Origin of the sequence: Buttiauxella noackiae ATCC 51607, assembly GCF_001654865.1 — a bacterium.
Taxonomy (GTDB): domain Bacteria; phylum Pseudomonadota; class Gammaproteobacteria; order Enterobacterales; family Enterobacteriaceae; genus Buttiauxella; species Buttiauxella noackiae.
Genome location: NZ_LXEO01000046.1, coordinates 1 through 22,682, shown reverse-complemented (window position 1 = coordinate 22,682; position 22,682 = coordinate 1). Strand labels below are relative to the sequence as shown.

Sequence of the window (22,682 nt, the reverse complement as noted above, 5' to 3'; positions counted from 1 at the left end):
CATCTCTTCTATACGTTAGCGATCGATAGTCGCGTTGAAAGGCTGCACAGCGTCAGGCCGCTCAGTTGTCTGTTCGGGGGCAGTTATCACTTTTTTGGGGTTTGCCAGGCGAGCCGGCAGAGTCAGAATTAACGGGGCACACAGCAGCAAGAAGGCGGCCAGAATATATAAACCAGTGTCGGTGCGTCCGGTCGTGTCTTTCAGCCAGCCGAGCACTGTCGGGCCAAAGAAACCCGCCAGGTTGCCGATGGAGTTAACGAAGGCGATACCCGCAGCGGCAGCGGTACCGGAAAGCAGGGCACCAGGCAGGCTGATATAGGTTGGAATCAATGCCAGGGTGCCAGACATCGCCACGCAGATCCACGCCATCATCCAGAAGGTGGAACCGCTGCAATAAGCGCTCAGCGCAAGCCCCACGCAACCAATCATGGCTGGAATAGCAATGTGCCAACGGCGTTCTTGTTTCAGGTCAGAATGGCGACTGTTCCACACCATAAAGCAGGCACCGAAGACATACGGCAGTGCGGCGAGTAGGCCGATATGGAAATCGTCGCTGACTCCGGAAGATTTGATTATCGAGGGCAGCCAGAAATTGATGCCGTAGTAGCCGATATTGAAGCTAAAGAACACTACCGCCAGCAGCCAGACGTAGCCATTTTTCAGCATGCCTTTCAGGCTGCTGTCTACTTTCCCTTTATTGGCGCGCTCGCGGTTGGCTGCATCTTTTGCCAGATCGTTAATGACGACCTGTTTTTCAGCATCGCTCAGCCACTTCGCCGACTTCACATCGTTATCAAGATAACGCAGCACCACAAAAGCGAGCAGGAAAGAGGGAATGGCTTCAACCAGGAACAGCCACTGCCAGTTGTGCAGGCTACCTACGCCCTCGAAAAGCTTAAGGATCAGGCCGGAAAGCGGGCTGCCAATAATTGTTGAAAGCGGCGTCACCAGAATAAATAGCCCGAGGGTGCGGGCGGAGCGCCACGAAGGGAACCAAAGCGTGAGATAGAACACGATGCCAGGGAAGAAACCGGCTTCCGCCACGCCCAGTAAGAAACGCACTACATAAAACTGCGTCGGCGTGGTGACAAACATCATGCCTGCCGAAAGCACCGCCCAGGTCACCATGATGCGGGCAATCCAGAAGCGTGGCCCAAAGCGTTGCATCAGCAGGTTGCTCGGCATCTCAAACAGGAAGTAGCCGATAAAGAAGATGCCTGCGCCCAACCCGTAAACCGTATCGCTGAAGTTCAGCGCATCCTGCATATGCAGTTTGGCGAACCCGACGTTAACGCGGTCAAGATAAGCGAAGAAATAGCATACGATTAAAAACGGGATCAGGCGTCGTGTAATCTTGCTATAAACCTTTGACTCCGCTACCGAAGCTGTGGGTTTGTTGTCCAGAGTTTTGCTCATTGTTCTATCTCCAGAAAATTCAGGGTAAGAGGTTTTTTTATTGTGTAGGGAATTTAATGTTCTATTGCTTAAGCCAGGCTTGCTGATACGCCTGTGCTCGTTCACGTAATAAAACCATGCTCATACCTGCCTGATACAACCCGCCGCCCAAGCCAAAACCATTGGCTCCTGCCTGAATATAGCTACGCATTTGCGCGGCATCAGGTTGGATACCACCGACGGGTAAACAGGCCACTTCACGTGGGATAATTGCGCGGAACGCTTTGGTTATTACTGGGGTGATATGTTCAGCCGGGAATAATTTCAGAGCGCTCGCCCCGGCATCTATCGCGCTAAAAGCCTCGCTTGGTGTCATGACGCCAGGGAGACTTATCAAGCCGCGTTTCACCGAATGGCGAATCACATCGGGATTACAGTTTGGGGAGATGATCAATTGCCCGCCGCATTCAGCAACGCTATCCACCTGTTCCACATTTAACACTGTGCCCGCACCGACATAGCCACGGTTGCCTACGGTATCTCTCATCAGGTGAATTGATTTCAGTGCCGAGGGGCTATTAAGGGGCACTTCCAGATAGCGGAAGCCGCATTCCAGCAGAATTTCTGCCGCTTCAACAGCCTCGGCAGGCGTGATGCCACGCAAAATAGCGACCAGCGGTAACGGCTCTTGTTGCCATTGGGCAATGAAACTTTCCGGGCTCATGATCGGTTTCCTTGGAGTTGGGTGAAGAGGTGCCACAGGCCATGAATGAAGCAGTCATCGCCGTTGGCCGGGGAGAAATTGAGATCCATCAGACTTGCCGCAAGCTCATAGCGGGCGGTCAACGACGGGCTGCCGACTAACCATGCGTGAAGCGCTGCGGGTAGCGCCTGCAATTCATAACCGATGGTTAAACCAGACAGATAGCTATGAACGCTGGCTTCTTTTATTTCACCGGCCAGGCGGCGAGTGCGTGCTGAGAAGATCAAATGGGTGAATGGCGCACCTTGTATGGCTGTTCTCACGCCCAGAAGGAAGGCTTCGTTATCTTCCTGCTGCTCCGGCAATGCGCGGCCAAGAATGGAATGCTGGGATAACAGCGAGAAGATTTCGCCAGTCATAAACGTGGAGGAAGCCGTTATTTCGCCCAGGCGCAGTTGCGCATGTTTGCTGTGTGTGCCCGGCAGTAAAACGAAATGTTCATCGGCGGGATGTAAAGCGCTCAAGCCGAAAAGCTGCACTTCTTCACCGCGCATCACGTCTGGCTGGCCAAACTGACTGGTGCCGTTAGCGCCGGGAATCAGCCATGCCTGGCTGCCCCAGGGTGTGGTAAACGCCAGCGTGCGCGATGCCAAATCCTGCGCATTGCACGGTAGCGGCGCATAAGGTACTTCATGCCAACCCTGCTGCGAACCGACCATTCCCGCCATCACAATCGGCAAATTGCCATATTGCTCAAGCCACGTTTGCAGCAAGTTTTGCAGCGTAGGTGCAAATTGATCCTTCTCGACGGATAACAATCCGCAAGGCTGGCTAATTCTGGAAACCTGCTTTGAACCCTGCATCAAAAATGCACGGAAGTTGGTCGTTCCCCAGTCGATGGCAATCCAGTGAGTTTTCATTCAAGTAATACAAACCATTCAATCTTGTAATACAAGAATGCTAGAGCAAAAAAACATCACAGTGTGTGAGGGAGATCGAAATTACGTCAGACGAGGATCAAATAATGTGGTCGAACATTTCCGGGCGATCTTGCCAGATACGTTTTTTGGCAGCATTTAATAAGATGGTGCGCATTTGCTGGCGGGCAGTTTCGACTTGTTTCAGGCGAATAGCATCAAACAATTGAAAGTGATCATCGACGGCGGCTTTGGTTTGGCGAACATCTTTCTCAATTGTTTGTTTGAAAGAGAGTTCCATGGCTGCGGAAAGTGCATTACCGAGTGCCAGTAAGAAAGGATTATGTGTAGCACGCAGCAGCGCATGGTGAAATGCCAGATCGCCTTCTTCAAATAAGGCTCTTTGCGCTTCAACCTGGCCTTTACGCATCAACTGGAGCGCGTCTTCCATCGCTGCCAAATCATGTCCGTTGGCGTTTAATGCCGCGAGTGTTGCCACATTTGGCTCGAAAATCAGGCGTGTCACAATCAGTTGTTCAACTAGTTTTAGGTCAACTTCACCTTCAGACAGCCAGCCGAGCACATCAATATCCAACAGGCTCCACTGCTCGCGGCTATTCACCGTGCTGCGTTTTTTGGCCTGAATTGAAATAAGCCCTTTTGCGGCAAGAACCTGAAGGGCGTTGCGCACCGACGTGCGGGAAACTTCATATTCCACGGCCAGCTCGTTTTCACCTGGTAAAGAAAGCCCCGGCGCGAGATCGCCATGCATAATACGGCGTGCAAGATGCTGGGTGACAGATTCTGAAATATTTGTCTGTGGGACTTTCATTACACTTTCTCGGCCGTGTCTGAACATGGAAATGAGCTACATAGTAAGCTAAACGAGCCGTATTCGCACCGTATGTACTTAAAAGATAAGAGAGCAACGTATGAACAGAACGCCCATTATTCTCGACACCGATCCGGGCATTGACGATGCCGTAGCCATTGCCGCTGCACTTTTTGCCCCGCAACTTGATTTGAAGTTGCTGACCACAGTCGCCGGGAATGTCAGCGTCGAGAAAACTACCCGCAACGCGCTGCAACTGATGCACTTCTGGCACAAAGATATTCCTGTTGCTCAAGGGGCTGCCACGCCGCTGGTGCGTAAATTGCGCGATGCGGCCTATGTGCATGGCGAGTCGGGCATGGAAGGTTATGCATTTGTCGATCACCTACGCCAGCCGCTGGAAAAACCCGCTTTTCAGGCTATTTATGAATGCCTGAATGCAAGCCCTGAACCTATCACGCTGGTGGCTATTGGGCCGTTGACCAATATTGCGCTGCTGCTCACTCAATACCCGAAATGCAAAGCGAAGATCAAACGGCTGGTGATCATGGGCGGATCGGCGGGGCGCGGCAACTTCACGCCAAATGCCGAGTTTAATATTGCCATCGATCCAGAAGCTGCCGCACGGGTGTTCGAAAGCGGGCTGGAAATTGTGATGTGCGGCCTGGATGTCACCAACCAGGCGATGTTAAGCCCGGCGTATTTAGCGCAGCTCCCATCTCTCAACCAAACCGGAAAAATGCTACATGCGCTATTTAGTCATTACCGCAGCGGCAGCATGGTGACAGGTTTACGGATGCATGATTTATGCGCCATTGCCTGGCTGGTTAAACCGGAACTATTCCAGACTCAACCGTGTTTTGTGGCGGTTGAAACCCACGGAGAATTTACTTCTGGCACGACGGTTGTGGATATTGAAGGGCGCTATCAGCGCGAGCCAAACGCCCATGTGGCGTTGGATCTCGATGTTGCCGGTTTTCAGACATGGGTTGCCGAAGTCCTGGAACTCGCACCTTAAATATTTAACGCGACGTAGATCGAGTTTCTTCGGCCTGCCTATAGGGTTAATCGATTAACCTGCTATGCTTATTTTGCAGTTCTCCTTGGGCCGGAGAAACAACATGACTTTTCCTTTCTTTATGCCACCTGGCGTGGCGTTCACTAACGGCCATTTCACGGCTGAAAATATCATTACTAAGGTCACGCACAGCGGGGATCTGGCTGGCATATTCCACGATCAAACTGCCTGGCGAGCGATCCCTTCAGAAACGCCAATTTACCAGGTTGAAATGCTGAGTTCAGCGCAGGGTGAGGGCGAGCTTTATGTGGGTACTACGCATCTGAATCCGGGGCGTGTTGGCGATGAGTTTTATATGACTCGCGGGCATTTCCATCAGCGTCGTGAACAGGGCGAAGTCTATTTCGGCTTGCGCGGCAGCGGATTGTTATTGCTGCAAAACGAGCAGGGCGAAGCGCGGCTTGAAGAAGTCTCGCCAGGTTCAGTGCATATTATTCCAGGGTTAACCGCCCATCGTTTGATTAACACCGGAACGGAAGTTCTCTCCGCGCTTGCCGTCTGGCCGAGTATTGCCGGGCATGATTATGCCGCGCTGGCGCAGGGTTTTGCCTTACGCGTTGTTTTGCATGACGGAAAAATTCAGGCCAAAGAGGTGCAAAATGGCTGAGCCGCTCCTCAATTTTGGGTTGGATATGCAGGTCCATCAGCAGCCAATGGGTTTTAGCTACGGCGAAGAGGTGATCGGGCCTGTGCCGGAGATCCGTAAACTCGATCAGATCCGTGCATCGTTACGTGATCCGCTTTGCCAGGGGCCGGAGGATGTTTATGCGATCGTCATGGATGTTGCGCGCTTGCAGGACAGAGAAGAGCTTAAAAAACGGATGTTACTGTTTGGCGTGGTGACTTACGCTTCCGGGCGGTTGGGCGATGAACCGATCCGCAGCCAGGGGCATATTCACCGAATTAGTGCGCACAGTGGCTGGTCGCCGCCAGAGCTATACGAAATCTGGCAGGGTAAAGCGATTATTTATATGCAGGAATATGTTGCCGACGATCCTGGCCGCTGCTTTGCGATCGTGGCCGGGCCTGGTGAAAAAGTGTTGGTGCCGCCGGGCTGGGCGCATGCCACGATCTCTGCTTCCCCGGATGAACCGCTGACATTTGGTGCCTGGTGTGACCGGGAATATGGATTTGAATACGAAGCCGTGCGGGCATACAAAGGGCTGGCGTGGTATCCGTTATTGCAGGATGAGCATATTGCCTGGCAGCATAACCGCCGTTATATGCCGGGGCGTTTGCAGGTGACTTCACCACGCAGCTATACCGAATTTGGGATTACCGATGAGCCGCTATATCAACAATTTATTGATGATCCTGCGCGTTTTCAGTTTATTTCAAAACCAGGAATGGTGAGTCAGAAGTGGGTGGGTTTCCACCCTTAATCATGTTGGGTGACGCTGCGCTTACCCGACCTACGGTTAGTGTTGTAGGGGATAAGCGAAGCGTCATCCAGCGCTTTTTACGAGAACAACCCCACGGCCACACCGACTGCCGCCAATACCAGCAATAACAACATTGCTTTCACCGGTGATACACCGCGTTTCGCCATCAAATACCAGGTGCCAATCACCACTAAAAGCGGCAACAGGTTTGGGAAAATTCCATCCAGCATCTGCTGCACATGGATATTCACGCCATCTTTGGTGACAAACTCAAGTCCGGTGCCGAGCTTCACGTAGCTTGCTGCCACGCCACCCATCACGAATACGCCTAATAACGATAGCGCTTCACGAAGGCGAGTCGATTTGCTGCTCACCAGCATTTCAACGGAAGTCGATCCCATTCGGTAGCCTTTGAGGAACAGGAACCATGAGCCTGGGATGATAATCGCCAGCCACGCCACGCAGTAAAACAGTGGTCCGAGGATGTTCCCGCCCGCCGCTAGCGCCATACCGATACTGAGCAGAATCGGGATTAACATCCCCGGAATCATTGAATCGCCAATCCCAGCCACTGGCCCCATCAGGCCAACTTTGAGGGTATTGATAGTTTCGCCGTCGATTGGCTCACCGTTGGCGCGTTTCTCCTCAAGACCCAGCACCATACCGTTGACTATCGCACCCAACTGCGGCTCGGTGTTATAGAAAGATGCGTGGCGTTTGAGCATCTCTTTGCGTTGTTCATCATCGGGATAAAGCTTTTTCGCCACCGGCAGCATACTCAAACAAAAGCCGAATGACTCCAGGCGCTCAAAGCTCATTGACGAGAGGTTATACATCATCCAACTGCGCCAGCAACGGCGCAGATCCTGGCGAGTGAGTTTACGTTCTTCCATCAGAATTCATCCTCATCATCAGCGGGCTTAGAGGCTGCACGTTCAGCCTGTGGCTCAGGTTTGTAGTTGTAGTGAATCAGCGCCAGTAACGCGCCGACAATCACCAGCGCCACCATGTTTAGCTTCAGGAAAACAATGCAGATAAACCCCACCAGGAAATAAATCAACATGCTGTAATTCTTGATGATTTGTTTAAGCAGAATGGCGATACCGACAGCTGGCAGAATTCCGCCCAGCACGTTCATGGTGGAAAGAACGATGTGCGGCAGGCTATCCATAAAGGCATTGATGTACTGAGCGCCGAAATAGACCGCGATAAATGTCGGAATAAAGCGCATCAGGAAGTTAGTCGCTTGCGGCCAGATAGCGCTGTTGAGATACACGCCTCGTTCGTCGCCTTTTTCCAGCGCGACATCCGCACGGTGGTTCCACCAGGAATTGAGCACCATCATGGCGTTGAATAACACGGTGCCCGCAATGCCGATAGTAGCAGCCAGCGCCACGGCCACTTCCGGGCCTTTATTGGAAAGAATGCCCAGAGCAATGGCCGGGAAGGCCACAAAGTTGAGATCCGCAGGCATAGAACCACCGGGGGTTACCATTGCGATATACACGGCCTGAACCGCTACGCCGATGATAATCCCGGTTTGCACATCGCCGAGAATAAAACCTACCAGCATCCCTGAAACCAGTGGGCGGGTAATCAGATACCAGCCCCCGGTCAACCCCAGTAGCCATGGGCTACTAAGCGCACCGAGGTAACAGAGAATGCCGATTAGAGCTGCTTCGAAAGCCATAATGCACTCCTTTATTTGAGTTTTTGTCGAGCATCCTGCCAGCTGTAACTGCTGGCATCGGGTACCAGTTGAAATTCAATCTGGTGCCCGCGCAGCGAGAGATAGTCGAACGCTGCTATCTCTTCCGGATTCACAGATTGATTTGGGCCAATGGTGGTGGTGGTGGCTCGTGCGCTCATCGGGCCAACGTTAATTTTCTTATTGCTGTTTTGCAGGCTGATACCCGCTTCTTCAATGCATTTTAGAGTTACGGGCGATTTACCAATCACGAAATAGCGCTTCTCGCTGGCGATGATCTTCGGTAGTTTTTCAATCGCGGTGGCGGTATCAAACAACCAGACTTTGGTGTCCTGCACCGCACCTTTCATCACCGAAGACAACAACGGATCGGCGGCGACAGCATCATCAATGGCGATGATCCCATCGCACGGCAACTCTTTTGCCCAGCGGGTGATCAACTGGCCGTGGATCACCCGATCGTCAATGCGTACAAAAGAAATACTCATCGTTGCCCCTTAGAAATCATCAGATTGTGTGGTTTCAGCCAGTTGGGCCTGAACCAGCGAGTCGCGCGATTCTTCCAGTAAAACTGCCGCCGCTTGCGCGACGTCGGTCAGATCTTTTATTTCATCGCTTAGCAATAACATCGGGAAATTCACGCCTCCCAACACCGCCATTGGTGGCTGCGTTTGCGGATCGAAGGCATGATGGCAGGCGATATTCCACGGTGTGCCGCTTTGCAAATCGCACAGCACCAGCACGCCATCAGCGCCTTTGGCGGCCTGTTTCAGTACCGCGGCAAACTCATCGCCAAAACTATTGATGCCCTTGTTTTCCGTTAGCATCACCGGGAATACATGTGGTAATTCGCCATAAACCATTTTGCTACCGGCCAGTAGTGCTTCGGCAAGCGAGCCATGTGTTGCCAGAATTACGTTGATCATCTTGTTATCCTCTTACCCAGGCTTTCATGGTGGCAAGCTGATGGCCTACACCGCTGCCGTATGGAGAAATGCGATATTCGCCGACTGCCGCCGGAACAATGAAGGTTTCGGCGTAATGCACCACAAAGGGTTCGAAAGCGCCGGTCGGGCTTTCAACCAGCGCTTCACTGCCTTCCACCAGATTCAGCACGTTCACGCCACCATGAGTGTGGTGCGTGACTGGCTGCGTAAACCAGTGGCGGCGGGTTTCGATAAACTCACGTTCATGGAGACCAGTACGTTCTTCGCGCCAGCCATCACCTTCCGCGATAGGCTCAAAATGATTCACCAGATGCTCGGTAACCCATTGAGTATCACGTTGCCAGTCAATGACCTGCGCACCATGCTCCAGATGCACCGGACGCGGTAAACCATCCAGGCCGAGGCGGCCCCAGTCCCACAACTTGAAGGTGAAAATATAAGGTGTGGCGCTGATTTCCAGCACCATTGCACCTGAACCAGAGCAGTGCACGGTACCTGCCGGGATCAGGAAGTGATCGTGTTTATGTGCCGGAAAGCGGTTAACGAATTTCTCATCATCAAACGCTTTTTCGCCCCGCTGCGCACTCGCAAGATCGTCGAGCATTTCCTGTGGATCTATGCCGGTTTTGGTCCCCAGATACACTTCCGCTCCTGGCTCGGCTTCCAGCATGTAATAGCTCTCATCCTGGGTGTAATGCATACCGAAATGCTGCTGGATGTACTCGGTTATTGGGTGAACCTGGAAGCTTAAATTCTGCCCGCCGATGGTATCGAGGAAGTCGAAGCGGATCGGGAATTCCGCACCAAAACGAGCATGAACACGCTCGCCAAGCAGCGGGCGAGGGTAGAGCAAAACCAGATCCTGAGAGGGGATCTCGATCCGCACATCACCAAAACGCAGTAACAGGCTGTTCTCCTCGGGCACACAGTCAAAACACCATGCGTAATTTGGCTTTGAGGGATCGAGATCGAATTTGTCTTTCATCCATTGGCCGCCCCAGACTCCTGGGTCGAAGAATGGCACTACGCGGAATGGTTGTTGCGTGGTTTGTTGCAGCGCGCTTCGCAGCGCTTCACCACTGACCATCGCTGGCTGTTCGGCATTGGTATCGAGTAGGAAATCGGCACGTTTCAGAAGCGGCGTTTTATGGCGATCAAACACACGCCACTCAATGAAAAATGCGCGTTTGTAGCGGCGCAGAATATCTTCATCTGTGTTATTCGCGCCCCAGTTGCCGAGTTCACCACGACGAAAACGTTGCTGGATTTCCCAGCGCGCCAGATCCGCATACACCAGAACATCACCTGAATGAATAAGTGCTGCTCCTGGGCCGAAGACCACGACCAATCCTTCGGTTATTTCAGCGACCTCTTGCTGTGCGACGGCGAGTTTTTCCGGGCAGAAAAACTCATTTAATTCATGGCAAGACAGTACGCCAAACACCCGGTCATCCGTCAGGTTGCGTGCCAGCAAATCATGCAGATGTTGTTCACTTAAGCGTGCGGATTCGGCGTTAATGGTGAGAGTTGGGTTGAGTTGTGCAATGAGTTGCGCATGAAGTTCTTCGAGCTGAACGCCTGGGTAGCAATCAATAACCAACACGGTTTTTCCCGAGCGAGCAAGTTGCTTGCTGACGGCTTGTTGGATAGCGGGCCAACCCTGCCATGCGTGATGGTCAAACCCCGAAACGCTGACTTCGGGATACTTATCGTATGATGCCGAATGCATAGTCTTCTCCCTGTTCTTGATAAATTAAGATTAATCGATTAACCGACTTTGAGCAGGGTGGTAAACGCGATTAACCCACCACTTTTAGCAAGATGTCGCCTGAAGGTGTGTTATCTGTGATGGCTTTCACATGGAGATATGCAATTTTTTGGTTATTCGATTAATCTGAGAATAATTGCTAAATACCAAGGAGTGCCAATGAGCACCGTAACCCTTGCCCAAGTCGCAAAGCAGGCCGGAGTTTCCACTGCTACCGTTTCAATGGTGTTGCGTAACCGGGGCAGAATTTCTGACGCTACTCGAACCCGTGTGCTGAAAGCACTGGATGATCTGGGGTACGTGTATAACCAAACGGCAGCCAATTTACGTAATCGCACCAGTAATCAGGTCGGACTCTTGCTGCACGACATTACCAACCCTTTTTACGGTGAAATGACCGCCGGGCTTAGCCAGGAAATGGAGCGCCACGATTTGCTGCTATTTTTGGCAAACAGTGAAGAGTCCGGCGAGCGTCAGCAAAAATTTGTCGATTCTCTGATGCGTAATAATGCCTGCGGCATGGTGCTGTGCGCAGCACGCGAAACGCCGCCGCTGTTTTTTGAAACCCTGAAGCGCCGCAATATTCCGGCGATTATGGTGGTGCGCCCCATGGACGATGTGGCCTTCGATTTTGTCGGCACCGATAACTTTTTGGGCACTCAATTGGCGACACAACATCTGTTGCGTCTCGGGCATCGCAACATTGCATTTATCGGCGGCAGTGAAAATTCTATTAGCCGAGCGCAGCGTATCGGTGGCTACAGCAGCAAACTGCTAGAGCATCGTATCCAGCCGAAAAGTGAATGGGTCGTTTCGTCCCTCGCCAGCCAAAGTGATGGTGCGCGCGTGGCTGAGGAGCTATTCCGGCAGTATCCGGAAATAACAGCCGCTGTCTGTTATCAGGATATTGTGGCACTCGGCGTCATGCAGACACTGCGTAAAATGGGACGCCAGCCAGGTATCGATTTTGCGTTGGTAGGTTTTGACGATATTACCGAAGCATCGCTGGTACAGCCTGCGCTGACCACCGTTTCAGTTGCCGCCAAAGAGATTGGCCGTAAAGCCGGAGAGCTGTTGTTCACCCGCATTCAGGGCAATGATGAGCCGCCGAAGCGCATTATTCTCCCGCCCACACTGGTGGTGCGGGAGTCATGTGGGTTTGCATAATAGGTGATTTAAAACCTTTTGATTATCAGGTGAATAATGGGTTTTACTGATAACTTCAGCGTTTTGTCATAAATTTCTTATTATCGGTGTTTTCGAGTGGCGGCTTGTGAGCAGGCTGGTTAACCTGAGAATGTTATATATGCAGATTAATATAGAAAAGAGAATGAATATGGATGAGTCACAAGTCCGTGTAGCAATCGCGGGTGCGGGTGGTCGCATGGGGCGACAACTGATTCAGGCTGCATTACAGCTGGATGGCATCAAACTCGGTGCAGCACTTGAACGTACAGGGTCATCCCTGGTTGGTAGTGACGCCGGTGAATTAGCCGGTGTGGCGAAAACGGGCGTTATCGTGAGCGATAGCCTGGATGCCGTGGTCAACGATTTCGATGTGTTTATCGATTTCACTCGTCCTGAAGGCACGCTGAACCATCTGGCTTTCTGCCGCCAACATGGCAAGGGCATGGTGATTGGGACGACGGGTTTTGATGACGCGGGTAAGCAGGCGATTACAGATGCGTCGAGCGAAGTACCGATTGTTTTTGCCGCCAACTTTAGCGTCGGCGTGAATGTGATGCTCAAGCTGCTGGAGAAAGCGGCCAAAGTGATGGGTGACTATACCGATATCGAAATCATTGAAGCACATCATCGTCATAAAGTTGATGCGCCATCGGGTACCGCTCTGGCGATGGGCGAAGCCATTGCCCATGCGATGGATAAGGACTTAAAAGAGTGTGCGGTCTATTCCCGTGAAGGGTACACCGGCGAGCGCGTTCCAGGCACTATTGGTTTTGCCACGGTGCGTGCAGGTGACATTATTGGTGAACATACGGCGATGTTTGCGGACATCGGCGAGCGTATTGAAATCAGCCATAAAGCATCCAGTCGTATGACTTTTGCAAATGGCGCGGTTAAGTCTGCATTATGGTTGAGTGCTATGAAAAGTGGTCTTTATGACATGCGTGATGTCCTTGATCTTAATAATTTGTAATCATTATTACCCATCGTGATGTGGTTATTTCAATCGTAATTACTTGATTGATAGGGCAATATTTTATTGCCCTTTTTATTTAATGTTATTTTGGTTGTTTCTCTATTTATTTTGTTTGAAATTCTTATAATTTTATCTTTACCGCCATTTATCTGTTGTTTTCTTATCATTTTTGACCATTTGGTCCACTTTTTTCATGATTACCATCAGATTCCCATTCATCCAGGTCCGCAACCGATTACGCATCGTAAGTTAGCTGTTGATTTCACCGGTCAATTCCTCTTTTTTACATCAGATCGCTAAAAAACACATAAAAAGTTGCGCTTATGGTAGACTTTTCCCCGGCCTCTCACTAGAATGCCGCCGTTTGTCAAAAATCCAAATGACAGGCTGTTTTGCATTGATTCCTGAATTCGTTTTGAATTAATATGCAAATAAATTGACTGTTTATTCCCTGGAGGGCGTTTTGATTAAGTCAGCAATATTGGTTCTGGAAGACGGAACCCAATTCCACGGTCGGGCCATTGGGGCATCGGGTTCGGCCATTGGGGAAGTCGTTTTCAACACCTCTTTGACCGGTTATCAAGAAATCCTCACTGATCCTTCCTACTCCCGCCAGATTGTCACTCTTACTTATCCTCATATCGGCAATGTCGGCACCAATGCTGCTGACGAAGAATCCTCCCAGGTACATGCGCAAGGCCTCGTTATCCGTGACCTACCACTGATTGCCAGCAACTACCGCAATACCGAAGACCTTTCTTCCTACCTGAAGCGCCATAACATTGTGGCAATCGCCGATATCGATACTCGTAAGCTGACCCGAATTCTGCGTGAGAAAGGTGCACAGAATGGCTGCATTATTGCCGGTGATAACCTGGACGCCTCTCTGGCTCTTGAGAAAGCGAAAGCCTTCCCCGGCCTTAACGGCATGGATCTGGCGAAAGAAGTGACCACTCAGGAATCTTATGCCTGGCAGCAAGGCAGCTGGACGCTGGAAGGTGAATTACCTGAAGCGGCTAAAGAAGAAGACTTACCCTTCCACGTCGTGGCTTACGATTACGGCGTGAAGCGCAACATTCTGCGCATGTTGGTTGACCGCGGTTGCCGCCTGACGGTGGTTCCGGCGCAGACGCCAGCAGAAGAAGTGCTGAAGATGAACCCGGACGGGATCTTCCTTTCTAACGGCCCAGGCGACCCGGCACCGTGTGATTACGCAATCAGCGCCATCAAATCCTTCCTGGAAACCGACGTGCCGGTATTCGGTATCTGCTTAGGCCACCAGTTGCTGGCTCTGGCAAGCGGTGCGAAAACCGTGAAGATGAAGTTTGGTCACCACGGCGGTAACCATCCGGTTAAAGATTTGGATCGCGACTGCGTGATGATTACTGCCCAGAACCACGGTTTTGCTGTAGAGGAATCAACACTTCCGGCGAACCTGCGCGTGACCCATAAGTCACTGTTCGATGGCACGCTGCAAGGCATCCACCGTACAGATAAAGCGGCATTCAGCTTCCAGGGCCACCCTGAAGCAAGCCCGGGTCCACACGATGCGGCACCGCTGTTTGACCACTTTGTCGAATTGATTAAGCACTACCGCACTACTGCTAAATAATCAGGAGCTAAGAAAATGCCAAAACGTACAGATATAAAAAGCATCCTGATCCTCGGCGCAGGCCCAATTGTTATCGGCCAGGCGTGTGAGTTCGACTACTCCGGTGCTCAGGCGTGTAAAGCGCTGCGTGAAGAGGGTTACCGTGTCATTCTGGTGAACTCCAACCCGGCAACAATTATGACCGACCCGGAAATGGCCGATGCGACTTACATCGAGCCGATTCACTGGGAAGTGGTGCGCAAAATCATTGAGAAAGAGCGCCCGGATGCGGTTCTGCCAACCATGGGCGGCCAGACGGCACTGAACTGTGCACTGGAACTGGAACGCCAGGGCGTACTGGCAGAATTCGGCGTCACCATGATTGGTGCCACCGCAGACGCCATTGATAAAGCCGAAGATCGCCGCCGTTTCGACGTGGCGATGAAAAAAATCGGCCTTGATACTGCGCGTTCTGGTATTGCTCACAACATGGAAGAAGCGCTGGCTGTTGCGGCTGACGTGGGTTATCCGTGCATCATCCGCCCTTCATTCACCATGGGTGGCACCGGCGGCGGTATTGCGTACAACCGTGAAGAGTTCGAAGAAATCTGCGAGCGTGGTCTGGATCTTTCGCCAACCAAAGAGCTGCTGATTGATGAATCCCTGATCGGCTGGAAAGAGTACGAAATGGAAGTTGTGCGTGATAAAAACGACAACTGCATTATCGTCTGCTCTATCGAAAACCTTGACCCGATGGGTATTCACACCGGTGACTCCATCACTGTTGCGCCAGCGCAAACGCTGACCGACAAAGAGTACCAAATCATGCGTAACGCCTCGATGGCGGTACTGCGTGAAATCGGTGTAGAAACTGGCGGTTCCAACGTACAGTTCTCGGTTAACCCGAAAACTGGCCGTCTGATTGTTATCGAGATGAACCCGCGCGTATCGCGCTCTTCAGCCTTAGCATCAAAAGCAACCGGCTTCCCGATTGCGAAAGTGGCCGCAAAACTTGCGGTGGGTTACACCCTCGACGAGCTGATGAACGATATCACCGGCGGCAAAACGCCTGCGTCGTTCGAGCCATCCATCGACTACGTTGTGACGAAAATTCCTCGCTTCAACTTCGAAAAATTCGTCGGCGCTAACGACCGTCTGACCACACAGATGAAATCTGTGGGTGAAGTGATGGCGATTGGCCGCACACAACAGGAATCATTGCAAAAAGCCTTGCGCGGCCTGGAAGTGGGCGCGACCGGTTTTGACCCGAAAGTGAATCTGGATGACCCGGAAGCGCTGACCAAAATCCGTCGCGAGCTGAAAGATGCTGGCGCTGAGCGTATCTGGTACGTGGCTGACGCCTTCCGCGCAGGTTTGTCTGTCGATGGCGTATTCAACCTGACCAACATCGACCGCTGGTTCCTGGTGCAGATTGAAGAGCTGGTGCGCCTGGAAGAGAAAGTCGAAGAGATTGGCATCACCGGTCTGGACTATGACTTCCTGCGTATGCTCAAGCGCAAAGGTTTTGCCGATGCACGCCTGGCTAAACTGGCTGGCGTTCGCGAGTCTGAAATCCGCAAACTGCGTGAGCAATACAAACTGCATCCGGTTTATAAGCGTGTTGATACCTGTGCGGCGGAATTCTCTACCGATACTGCGTACATGTACTCCACTTATGAAGATGAGTGCGAAGCTAACCCGAACAACGACCGTGACAAAATCATGGTGCTGGGCGGTGGTCCAAACCGTATCGGCCAGGGCATCGAGTTTGACTACTGCTGCGTACACGCCTCTCTGGCGCTGCGTGAAGATGGTTATGAAACCATCATGGTTAACTGTAACCCTGAAACGGTTTCTACCGACTATGACACCTCTGACCGCCTGTACTTCGAGCCAGTAACCTTCGAAGACGTACTGGAAATTGTCCGCGTTGAGAAACCAAAAGGCGTTATCGTGCAGTACGGTGGCCAGACTCCGCTGAAACTGGCTCGTGAACTGGAAGCTGCTGGCGTACCAATTATCGGCACCAGCCCTGACGCTATTGACCGTGCAGAAGACCGCGAGCGTTTCCAGCACGCAGTTGACCGCCTGAAGCTGAAACAGCCTGCCAACGCCACCGTTACCACCATCGAAATGGCGGTAGAAAAAGCGGCACACATTGGTTACCCGCTGGTTGTACGCCCATCCTACGTACTGGGTGGCCGCGCGATGGAAATCGTGTACGACGAAGTGGATTTACGTCGTTACTTCCAGACTGCAGTAAGTGTATCTAACGATGCACCTGTGCTGCTCGACCGCTTCCTCGACGATGCGGTAGAAGTGGATGTCGATGCGATTTGCGACGGTGAAACCGTGCTGATTGGCGGCATCATGGAGCACATTGAACAAGCTGGCGTTCACTCCGGTGACTCCGCGTGTTCTCTGCCAGCTTACACGCTGAGCCAGGAAATCCAGGACGTGATGCGCCAGCAGGTGCAGAAACTGGCTTTCGAACTGCAAGTTCGCGGTTTGATGAACGTGCAGTTTGCGGTGAAAGATAACGAAGTCTACCTGATTGAAGTTAACCCACGTGCTGCGCGTACCGTACCGTTTGTCTCTAAAGCAACCGGCATGGCGCTGGCTAAAGTGGCGGCGCGTGTAATGGTTGGGCAAACGCTGGTTCAGCAGGGCATGACCAAAGAGATCATCCCACCTTACTACTCTGTGAAAGAAGTGGTATTGCCGTTCAACAAGTTCCCGGGCGTTGACCCACTGTTAGGGCCAGAAATGCGCTCTACCGGTGAAGTGATGGGCGTCGGCCGCACCTTTGCAGAAGCGTTCTCCAAAGCGATGCTGGGCAGCCAGTCCACCATGCGTAAACCAGGCCGCGCACTGCTGTCTGTTCGCGAAGGCGACAAAAAACGTGTGGTAGACCTGGCCGCTAAATTGCTGAAGCAGGGCTTCGAACTGGATGCGACTCACGGTACTGCGGTGGTGTTGGGTGAAGCAGGTATTAACCCGCGCCTGGTGAACAAGGTGCATGAAGGTCGTCCGCACATTCAGGACCGTATTAAGAATGGCGAATATACCTACATCATCAACACCACGGCGGGCCGCCAGGCGATTGAGGATTCTAAACTCATTCGCCGCAGCGCACTGCAATACAAAGTGCATTACGACACCACGCTGAACGGCGGCTTTGCCACCGCGATGGCGCTGAACTCTGACGCGACAGAAAAAGTGATTTCAGTGCAGGAAATGCACGCGCAAATTACGAAGTAGTCTCTTCGGATTCCTCCCAAAACCCGCTTCGGCGGGTTTTTTAATGCCTTTCCTACCTTTTTTGGGGGTTGTCTACGTGCGTCGTTAGTTTCATTTTACGGAAATACTTAAAAAGGAGCTCGCCGTGCAACGTTCAATTCCTCTGATAACGCTAGCCATAATGCTATCTGGCTGTGCAGAATTTTCCTCTTCAGTCACTAAAACTATTGATGCAATGGGCATGACGCCAGATTATGCAAAAGGATTAACAGACGACCTTGAGCCGCAAAAAAAGCTGACCGTGCCTGTTGTAAGTGTGACGGATAAAGTACCTGACGGTAAGCTAGTTGAAAAATACGATAACGGTGCGAAGAAGTTCGAGACGGTTGTTAAGAACCGTTGTTTCAATGAATATCTGGATATTTATTACCCAAACGGCACGCTAAGAACCCATACCCCGCTGATTAACTGTAAGGCCGAAGGACTATCACAAGGTTATACGCAGGACGGCAAGTTACGCACCACCATCACCTACAAAGATAGCGTGGCAAATGGCGAAGCGAAAACCTTTGATGCCCAGGGCAACGTCTTGCAAACCATCATTTATAAAGACGGTTTTCCGCAAAAGAGTTAAATCACTCAGGCTGGTTTACAACTGTCTGCTTTCAGAGTGTTCTGTATTTTCCAGCGAAGCCGGAAATTCCTGCTAATGTTTTTAGTCTGAAGATGAGAAATGACTACATACAGGGAGAACAACATGAAAAACAAAATTCTACTGGCGTCCTTATTCGCTACCGCAACGTTGCTGACCGTCGCGGGCTGTTCGTCTAACCAGGCGGTAAAAACCACAGATGGCAAAACCATTGTCACAGACGGTAAGCCGCAGGTTGATGACGAGACTGGCCTGGTCTCTTACAAAAATGCGGAATCTGGCAAGACTGAGCAGATCAACCGCGATCAGGTTAAATCGATGGGCGAACTTGATAATTAATTCAGGTCTTCCCACTTAGCTCGCCTGGAATTATGACTATTAGCCTGTTGAATTACTGACTACACTCTTTGAGAAAAGAATGCGGTAAAACAACAGGCTAATTGATGATTTTAATTATTTATGCACATCCTTACCCGCAACACTCCCACACAAACCGAAAAATGCTTGAGCAAGCCTCGCTTTTGCCAGATGTAGAAGTGCGCTCCCTCTATGAGTTATACCCCGATTTCAACATTGATATTGCCGCCGAGCAGGAAGCATTAAGCCGCGCAGATTTGGTTATCTGGCAGCACCCGATGCAGTGGTACAGCACTCCGCCATTGATGAAACTGTGGATCGACAAAGTACTCGCTCACGGCTGGGCCTACGGGCGTGGCGGTAAGGCACTACACGGTAAAAATGTCATGTGGGCGGTTACAACTGGCGGTGGCGATAACCATTTTAATCTGGGTGACCATCCCGGCTTTGATGTACTTGGACAACCATTGCAGGCGACCGCGCTTTACTGCGGCATGAACTGGCTGCCGCATTTCACCGTTCATTTCACTTTCGTTTGTGATGAGAACACGCTCGAAGTTCAGGCCGAGCAATATAAACAACGATTACTCGAGTGGCGGGAGGCGAACCATGGATAGTCACAGCATGATTCAGGCGCTGATTTATCTTGGCTCCGCTGCGATCATTGTGCCCATTGCCGTGCGCCTTGGATTAGGTTCGGTGCTTGGCTACCTGATTGCCGGGTGCATTATTGGCCCGTGGGGGTTACGTCTGGTTACCGATGCCGAAACTATTCTGCATTTTGCGGAAATCGGCGTGGTGTTGATGTTATTTGTGATTGGTCTGGAGCTTGACCCCCGTCGCTTGTGGACGCTACGCGCCTCTGTGTTTGGTGGCGGTGCTTTGCAAATGGTGGCGTGTGGTTTGCTGCTCGGTTTGTTTTGCATGTTCTTAGGGCTGCGTTGGCAGGTGGCGGTGTTAATCGGCTTGACGCTGGCGCTCTCTTCAACCGCGATAGCCATGCAGGCGATGAACGAACGCAATCTCACTGTTTCACAAATGGGGCGTAGTGCCTTTGCCGTGCTGTTATTCCAGGATATCGCTGCGATCCCGCTCGTGGCCATGATCCCGTTATTAGCCAGTAGCGGTGCGACTACGACCCTGGCTGCTTTTTCCATTTCGGCTCTGAAAGTGGTCGGTGCATTGGCCATCGTTGTGTTGCTAGGCCGTTATGTGACGCGCCCGTTGCTGCGGTTCGTTGCGCGTTCCGGCCTGCGTGAAGTCTTCAGCGCTATGGCACTGTTTATGGTGTTTGGCTTTGGCTTATTGCTTGAAGAGGCCGGGCTTTCGATGGCGATGGGCGCGTTTCTTGCCGGTGTGTTACTGGCAAGCTCCGAGTATCGCCATGCGCTGGAAAGTGATATTGAACCGTTCAAAGGTTTGCTGCTCGGGCTGTTCTTTATCGGTGTGGGCATGTCGATAGATTTTGGTACGTTGCTTGAAAATCCTCTGCGAATCATCGCACTGCTGTTCGGCTTCCTGGCGATTAAAATCATAACGCTTTGGATTGTGGCGAAGCCGCTGAATGTGCCACGAAAACAACGGCGCTGGTTTGCTGTTTTGCTGGGGCAAGGTAGTGAATTTGCGTTCGTGATTTTTGGTACAGCAAGAATGGCTGAGGTGTTAGATGACAGTTGGGCGAAATCGCTGACCCTTGCTGTTGCACTATCAATGGCGGCAACGCCACTGCTGCTGGTAATACTCAATCGCCTGGAGAAATCGGGTAAAGAACAGGCGCGAGAAGCGGACGAAATCGATGAAGAACAGCCGCGAGTGATTATCGCAGGCTTCGGTCGTTTCGGGCAGATTGCCGGCCGTTTGTTACTCACCAGTGGGGTAAAAATGGTGGTTCTCGATCATGACCCAGACCATATTGAAACACTGCGTAAATTTGGTACCAAAGTTTTTTACGGCGATGCAACACGCGTGGATTTACTGGAGTCCGCCGGGGCCGCAAAAGCTGAAGTGCTGATCAATGCTATCGACGATCCTGATGCCAATATGCAGCTGGCAGAGCTGGTGCAGGAACATTTCCCTCATTTGAAAGTGATTGCGCGAGCACGCGATCTTGACCACTTCATTCGCCTGCGGCAGTTGGGTGTTGAACAACCAGAGCGTGAAACATTTGAAGGCGCATTAAAAGTGGGGCGCCGGGCACTGGAAGGTCTGGGCGTTGGCAGCTATGAAGCACGTGAGCGAGCCGATCACTTCCGACGTTTTAATACGCAGATGGTTGAAGAGATGGTTCCGGCTCCAGACTGGTCAGCGCGAGCCGATGTGCTCAAACGCACCAGTGCCATGCTGACTGAGGTGATTAACGAAGATCGTATCCATCTGAATGTGATTCAGCGTCACGGCTGGCAGGGGACGGAAGAAGGGCTTCATTCGGGGAAATTGGCCGATGAGCCGCCAGTGAAACCGGAATAACGAAAAGTGGTGTCGGATGACGCTAACGCTTATCCGACCTACGGAACGCTGTTGTAGGGTGGATAAGCGCTTGCGCGCCATCCACCGATTCGTTCTCAACTCAAGGCGACTTTTATCCCCAGCGCAATCAACATGCCGCCCAGCAGTTTATCGACAATTTTCTGTGCCTTAGCCAGGCCGCGACGAACAGGCTCGCTTTGAATTAACACCACCAACAGTGGCCACCAGACCACGGACAGCATCAGGATAACTCCGGCGTACCAAAGTTTTTCCATGGTCCCTGAATTCACGCTCAATACCTGGGTGAAAACGGAAAGGAAGAACAGGGTCGCTTTGGGGTTCAGCAGGTTGCACAAATAGCCCTGTAGAAATGCTTTCTTAAGTGTCGTTTGTTGGCGCTCAACGTTGCTGACATCCATTTTACTGCTGCCGCGTGCGAGTAATGCATGGAAACCAATCCAGATCAGATATGCGGCCCCGGCATATTTCAGTAGGTCGAATAACCATGGCGTGGTGGTAATCACCACCGCTAAACCCGCAACACAATAAGTCATGTGCGTTGCCACGCCGCTGATGACACCCAGCGAAGTCATCATTGCCGCAGTACGTGAATAGCGCGCTGCGTTCTTTATCACCAGAAAGAAATCAGGCCCGGGAGATAACATCCCCAAAGTGGCAATGGTGGCGACAAAAAGTGTGGTTTCCAGCATGGTTGTATCCTGCAAAGACGTAGAAATGTGAACTATACCGCAGCTATTGTATAAACTTATAGTATATGGCGAAGAGCAGTTAAGAATCTTTTACGTTATTTCTGACGCTTTTACGCTAACTCATTGTTCCTGTTATAACAGGAAGCAATACGTTACGGGTTTACAGTCGCAGAACAAAAAAATTCTTACGGACATGCTCGCGGATAGTCGACGAAAGAATGCGCTTTCCGTATAGTGGCGGCAATTTTTTCACCACCCTTGGGTTAATAGAATGATCAGTCTGATTGCTGCATTAGCGGTAGATCGTGTAATTGGCATGGAAAACGCCATGCCCTGGGACTTACCAGCCGATCTGGCCTGGTTTAAACGTAATACACTGAATAAACCTGTCGTTATGGGCCGTTTAACCTGGGAATCTATCGGTCGCCCGCTTCCTGGACGTAAGAACATCGTCATTAGCAGTAAGCCCGGTACCGATGACCGCGTGGAGTGGGTTTCATCTGTTGAGGATGCCATTAAGGCTTGTGGCGACGCCGAAGAGATTATGGTGATTGGTGGTGGGCGTGTGTACGAACAGTTCCTGCCGAAAGCACAGCGCCTGTATCTGACGCATATCGATGCGGAAGTAGAAGGTGACACGCACTTCCCGGATTACGAACCGGACGAGTGGCAGTCTACTTTTAGCGAATTCCATGACGCGGATGAGAGTAACTCACATAGTTACTGCTTCGAAGTTCTGGAACGCCGTTAAATAAAAAACCCGGTTATTTAACCC

At 51.5% G+C, this 22,682-nt stretch carries 22 protein-coding genes; 12 read left to right on the top strand and 10 right to left on the bottom strand.

The annotated features are described in order from the left end of the window. Nucleotides 1–15: 15 nt before the first annotated feature. The 4 genes from M979_RS14305 to M979_RS14290 all read right to left on the bottom strand — a co-directional run bounded on the left by M979_RS14305 (nucleotide 16) and on the right by M979_RS14290 (nucleotide 3,847). Complete coding sequence (locus tag M979_RS14305) at nucleotides 16–1,416, bottom strand: MFS transporter (RefSeq protein WP_064555334.1); 1,401 nt, start codon at nucleotides 1,414–1,416, stop codon at nucleotides 16–18. Between the two features lie 61 nt (nucleotides 1,417–1,477). Further along, nucleotides 1,478–2,119, bottom strand: coding sequence for a 2-dehydro-3-deoxy-6-phosphogalactonate aldolase (locus M979_RS14300; protein WP_064555333.1), 642 nt, complete (start codon nucleotides 2,117–2,119; stop codon nucleotides 1,478–1,480). After that, on the bottom strand, nucleotides 2,116–3,018 hold the full coding sequence (locus tag M979_RS14295; protein WP_064555332.1) for a 2-dehydro-3-deoxygalactonokinase: 903 nt from the start codon (nucleotides 3,016–3,018) through the stop codon (nucleotides 2,116–2,118). The genes M979_RS14300 and M979_RS14295 overlap by 4 nt, the downstream gene beginning before the upstream one ends. A 97-nt stretch (nucleotides 3,019–3,115) precedes the next feature. Further along, nucleotides 3,116–3,847, bottom strand: a complete 732-nt coding sequence (locus M979_RS14290; protein WP_064555331.1) for a FadR/GntR family transcriptional regulator — start codon at nucleotides 3,845–3,847, stop codon at nucleotides 3,116–3,118. Between the two features lie 100 nt (nucleotides 3,848–3,947). On the opposite strand from M979_RS14290, the gene rihC reads away from it, so the two are divergent. The 3 genes from rihC to M979_RS14275 all read left to right on the top strand — a co-directional run bounded on the left by rihC (nucleotide 3,948) and on the right by M979_RS14275 (nucleotide 6,307). Beyond that, the gene (rihC, locus tag M979_RS14285) at nucleotides 3,948–4,865 is read left to right on the top strand and encodes a ribonucleoside hydrolase RihC (RefSeq protein WP_064555330.1); all 918 of its coding nucleotides are present in this window, start codon (nucleotides 3,948–3,950) and stop codon (nucleotides 4,863–4,865) included. Nucleotides 4,866–4,968: 103 nt separating this feature from the next. After that, complete coding sequence (locus M979_RS14280) at nucleotides 4,969–5,532, top strand: glucose-6-phosphate isomerase family protein (RefSeq protein ID WP_064555329.1); 564 nt, start codon at nucleotides 4,969–4,971, stop codon at nucleotides 5,530–5,532. Continuing rightward, a complete protein-coding gene (locus tag M979_RS14275; RefSeq protein WP_064555328.1) occupies nucleotides 5,525–6,307 on the top strand; it encodes a glucose-6-phosphate isomerase family protein in 783 nt (260 codons plus the stop codon). Before M979_RS14280 ends, M979_RS14275 begins: the two co-directional genes overlap by 8 nt. Nucleotides 6,308–6,384: 77 nt before the next feature. Here the strand turns inward: M979_RS14275 and M979_RS14270 are convergent, their stop codons facing one another. The 5 genes from M979_RS14270 to M979_RS14250 are packed head-to-tail and all read right to left on the bottom strand — an operon-like array spanning nucleotide 6,385 to nucleotide 10,691. After that, nucleotides 6,385–7,200 (bottom strand): PTS system mannose/fructose/sorbose family transporter subunit IID, encoded by an 816-nt coding sequence (locus M979_RS14270; protein ID WP_034459364.1) that lies wholly within the window; start codon nucleotides 7,198–7,200, stop codon nucleotides 6,385–6,387. Continuing rightward, nucleotides 7,200–7,997, bottom strand: a complete 798-nt coding sequence (locus tag M979_RS14265) for a PTS mannose/fructose/sorbose/N-acetylgalactosamine transporter subunit IIC (protein WP_034459362.1) — start codon at nucleotides 7,995–7,997, stop codon at nucleotides 7,200–7,202. Before M979_RS14265 ends, M979_RS14270 begins: the two co-directional genes overlap by 1 nt. Nucleotides 7,998–8,008: 11 nt before the next feature. Next, nucleotides 8,009–8,503, bottom strand: coding sequence for a PTS sugar transporter subunit IIB (locus M979_RS14260; RefSeq protein ID WP_064555327.1), 495 nt, complete (start codon nucleotides 8,501–8,503; stop codon nucleotides 8,009–8,011). 9 nt (nucleotides 8,504–8,512) lie between these two features. Further along, nucleotides 8,513–8,941, bottom strand: a complete 429-nt coding sequence (locus tag M979_RS14255; protein WP_064555326.1) for a PTS sugar transporter subunit IIA — start codon at nucleotides 8,939–8,941, stop codon at nucleotides 8,513–8,515. Nucleotides 8,942–8,945: 4 nt separating this feature from the next. Then, on the bottom strand, nucleotides 8,946–10,691 hold the full coding sequence (locus tag M979_RS14250; protein ID WP_064555325.1) for a class I mannose-6-phosphate isomerase: 1,746 nt from the start codon (nucleotides 10,689–10,691) through the stop codon (nucleotides 8,946–8,948). A gap of 198 nt (nucleotides 10,692–10,889) precedes the next feature. Here M979_RS14250 and M979_RS14245 point away from each other — a divergent pair, with 198 nt between their 5' ends. From M979_RS14245 to kefC, 8 genes are all read left to right on the top strand, one after another. Further along, the gene (locus tag M979_RS14245) at nucleotides 10,890–11,897 is read left to right on the top strand and encodes a LacI family DNA-binding transcriptional regulator (RefSeq protein WP_064555324.1); all 1,008 of its coding nucleotides are present in this window, start codon (nucleotides 10,890–10,892) and stop codon (nucleotides 11,895–11,897) included. A gap of 169 nt (nucleotides 11,898–12,066) precedes the next feature. Beyond that, nucleotides 12,067–12,888, top strand: a complete 822-nt coding sequence (gene dapB, locus M979_RS14240) for a 4-hydroxy-tetrahydrodipicolinate reductase (protein WP_034459353.1) — start codon at nucleotides 12,067–12,069, stop codon at nucleotides 12,886–12,888. Nucleotides 12,889–13,354: 466 nt separating this feature from the next. Beyond that, a complete protein-coding gene (gene carA, locus M979_RS14235; RefSeq protein WP_034459352.1) occupies nucleotides 13,355–14,503 on the top strand; it encodes a glutamine-hydrolyzing carbamoyl-phosphate synthase small subunit in 1,149 nt (382 codons plus the stop codon). Nucleotides 14,504–14,518: 15 nt separating this feature from the next. After that, nucleotides 14,519–17,743 carry a carbamoyl-phosphate synthase large subunit gene (gene carB, locus M979_RS14230; RefSeq protein WP_034459350.1) on the top strand — a complete coding sequence of 1,075 codons (3,225 nt, stop codon included), beginning with the start codon at nucleotides 14,519–14,521 and terminating at the stop codon, nucleotides 17,741–17,743. 124 nt (nucleotides 17,744–17,867) lie between these two features. After that, nucleotides 17,868–18,356, top strand: a complete 489-nt coding sequence (locus tag M979_RS14225; RefSeq protein ID WP_245164755.1) for a toxin-antitoxin system YwqK family antitoxin — start codon at nucleotides 17,868–17,870, stop codon at nucleotides 18,354–18,356. A gap of 123 nt (nucleotides 18,357–18,479) precedes the next feature. Further along, the gene (locus tag M979_RS14220) at nucleotides 18,480–18,713 is read left to right on the top strand and encodes a YgdI/YgdR family lipoprotein (protein ID WP_064513757.1); all 234 of its coding nucleotides are present in this window, start codon (nucleotides 18,480–18,482) and stop codon (nucleotides 18,711–18,713) included. Nucleotides 18,714–18,817: 104 nt separating this feature from the next. Beyond that, nucleotides 18,818–19,348: a glutathione-regulated potassium-efflux system oxidoreductase KefF gene (gene kefF, locus M979_RS14215; RefSeq protein ID WP_064555323.1), complete on the top strand. Its 531-nt coding sequence runs from the start codon at nucleotides 18,818–18,820 to the stop codon at nucleotides 19,346–19,348. Continuing rightward, complete coding sequence (gene kefC / locus M979_RS14210; RefSeq protein ID WP_034459344.1) at nucleotides 19,341–21,197, top strand: glutathione-regulated potassium-efflux system protein KefC; 1,857 nt, start codon at nucleotides 19,341–19,343, stop codon at nucleotides 21,195–21,197. Before kefF ends, kefC begins: the two co-directional genes overlap by 8 nt. 95 nt (nucleotides 21,198–21,292) lie before the next feature. Here the strand turns inward: kefC and M979_RS14205 are convergent, their stop codons facing one another. Beyond that, entirely contained in the window at nucleotides 21,293–21,907 is a 615-nt protein-coding gene (locus tag M979_RS14205) for a LysE family translocator (protein WP_034459342.1), read from the bottom strand. 271 nt (nucleotides 21,908–22,178) lie between these two features. On the opposite strand from M979_RS14205, the gene folA reads away from it, so the two are divergent. Then, nucleotides 22,179–22,658, top strand: a complete 480-nt coding sequence (gene folA, locus M979_RS14200; protein ID WP_034459339.1) for a type 3 dihydrofolate reductase — start codon at nucleotides 22,179–22,181, stop codon at nucleotides 22,656–22,658. Nucleotides 22,659–22,682 lie beyond the last annotated feature (24 nt).

What these genes read in the sequence shown, in the direction of transcription:
- M979_RS14305 (WP_064555334.1), bottom strand. Translation starts at nt 1,416, where the DNA reads ATGAGCAAAACTCTGGACAACAAACCCACAGCTTCGGTAGCGGAGTCA.
- M979_RS14300 (WP_064555333.1), bottom strand. Translation starts at nt 2,119, where the DNA reads ATGAGCCCGGAAAGTTTCATTGCCCAATGGCAACAAGAGCCGTTACCG.
- M979_RS14295 (WP_064555332.1), bottom strand. Translation starts at nt 3,018, where the DNA reads ATGAAAACTCACTGGATTGCCATCGACTGGGGAACGACCAACTTCCGT.
- M979_RS14290 (WP_064555331.1), bottom strand. Translation starts at nt 3,847, where the DNA reads ATGAAAGTCCCACAGACAAATATTTCAGAATCTGTCACCCAGCATCTT.
- rihC (WP_064555330.1), top strand. Translation starts at nt 3,948, where the DNA reads ATGAACAGAACGCCCATTATTCTCGACACCGATCCGGGCATTGACGAT.
- M979_RS14280 (WP_064555329.1), top strand. Translation starts at nt 4,969, where the DNA reads ATGACTTTTCCTTTCTTTATGCCACCTGGCGTGGCGTTCACTAACGGC.
- M979_RS14275 (WP_064555328.1), top strand. Translation starts at nt 5,525, where the DNA reads ATGGCTGAGCCGCTCCTCAATTTTGGGTTGGATATGCAGGTCCATCAG.
- M979_RS14270 (WP_034459364.1), bottom strand. Translation starts at nt 7,200, where the DNA reads ATGGAAGAACGTAAACTCACTCGCCAGGATCTGCGCCGTTGCTGGCGC.
- M979_RS14265 (WP_034459362.1), bottom strand. Translation starts at nt 7,997, where the DNA reads ATGGCTTTCGAAGCAGCTCTAATCGGCATTCTCTGTTACCTCGGTGCG.
- M979_RS14260 (WP_064555327.1), bottom strand. Translation starts at nt 8,503, where the DNA reads ATGAGTATTTCTTTTGTACGCATTGACGATCGGGTGATCCACGGCCAG.
- M979_RS14255 (WP_064555326.1), bottom strand. Translation starts at nt 8,941, where the DNA reads ATGATCAACGTAATTCTGGCAACACATGGCTCGCTTGCCGAAGCACTA.
- M979_RS14250 (WP_064555325.1), bottom strand. Translation starts at nt 10,691, where the DNA reads ATGCATTCGGCATCATACGATAAGTATCCCGAAGTCAGCGTTTCGGGG.
- M979_RS14245 (WP_064555324.1), top strand. Translation starts at nt 10,890, where the DNA reads ATGAGCACCGTAACCCTTGCCCAAGTCGCAAAGCAGGCCGGAGTTTCC.
- dapB (WP_034459353.1), top strand. Translation starts at nt 12,067, where the DNA reads ATGGATGAGTCACAAGTCCGTGTAGCAATCGCGGGTGCGGGTGGTCGC.
- carB (WP_034459350.1), top strand. Translation starts at nt 14,519, where the DNA reads ATGCCAAAACGTACAGATATAAAAAGCATCCTGATCCTCGGCGCAGGC.
- M979_RS14220 (WP_064513757.1), top strand. Translation starts at nt 18,480, where the DNA reads ATGAAAAACAAAATTCTACTGGCGTCCTTATTCGCTACCGCAACGTTG.
- kefF (WP_064555323.1), top strand. Translation starts at nt 18,818, where the DNA reads ATGATTTTAATTATTTATGCACATCCTTACCCGCAACACTCCCACACA.
- kefC (WP_034459344.1), top strand. Translation starts at nt 19,341, where the DNA reads ATGGATAGTCACAGCATGATTCAGGCGCTGATTTATCTTGGCTCCGCT.
- M979_RS14205 (WP_034459342.1), bottom strand. Translation starts at nt 21,907, where the DNA reads ATGCTGGAAACCACACTTTTTGTCGCCACCATTGCCACTTTGGGGATG.
- folA (WP_034459339.1), top strand. Translation starts at nt 22,179, where the DNA reads ATGATCAGTCTGATTGCTGCATTAGCGGTAGATCGTGTAATTGGCATG.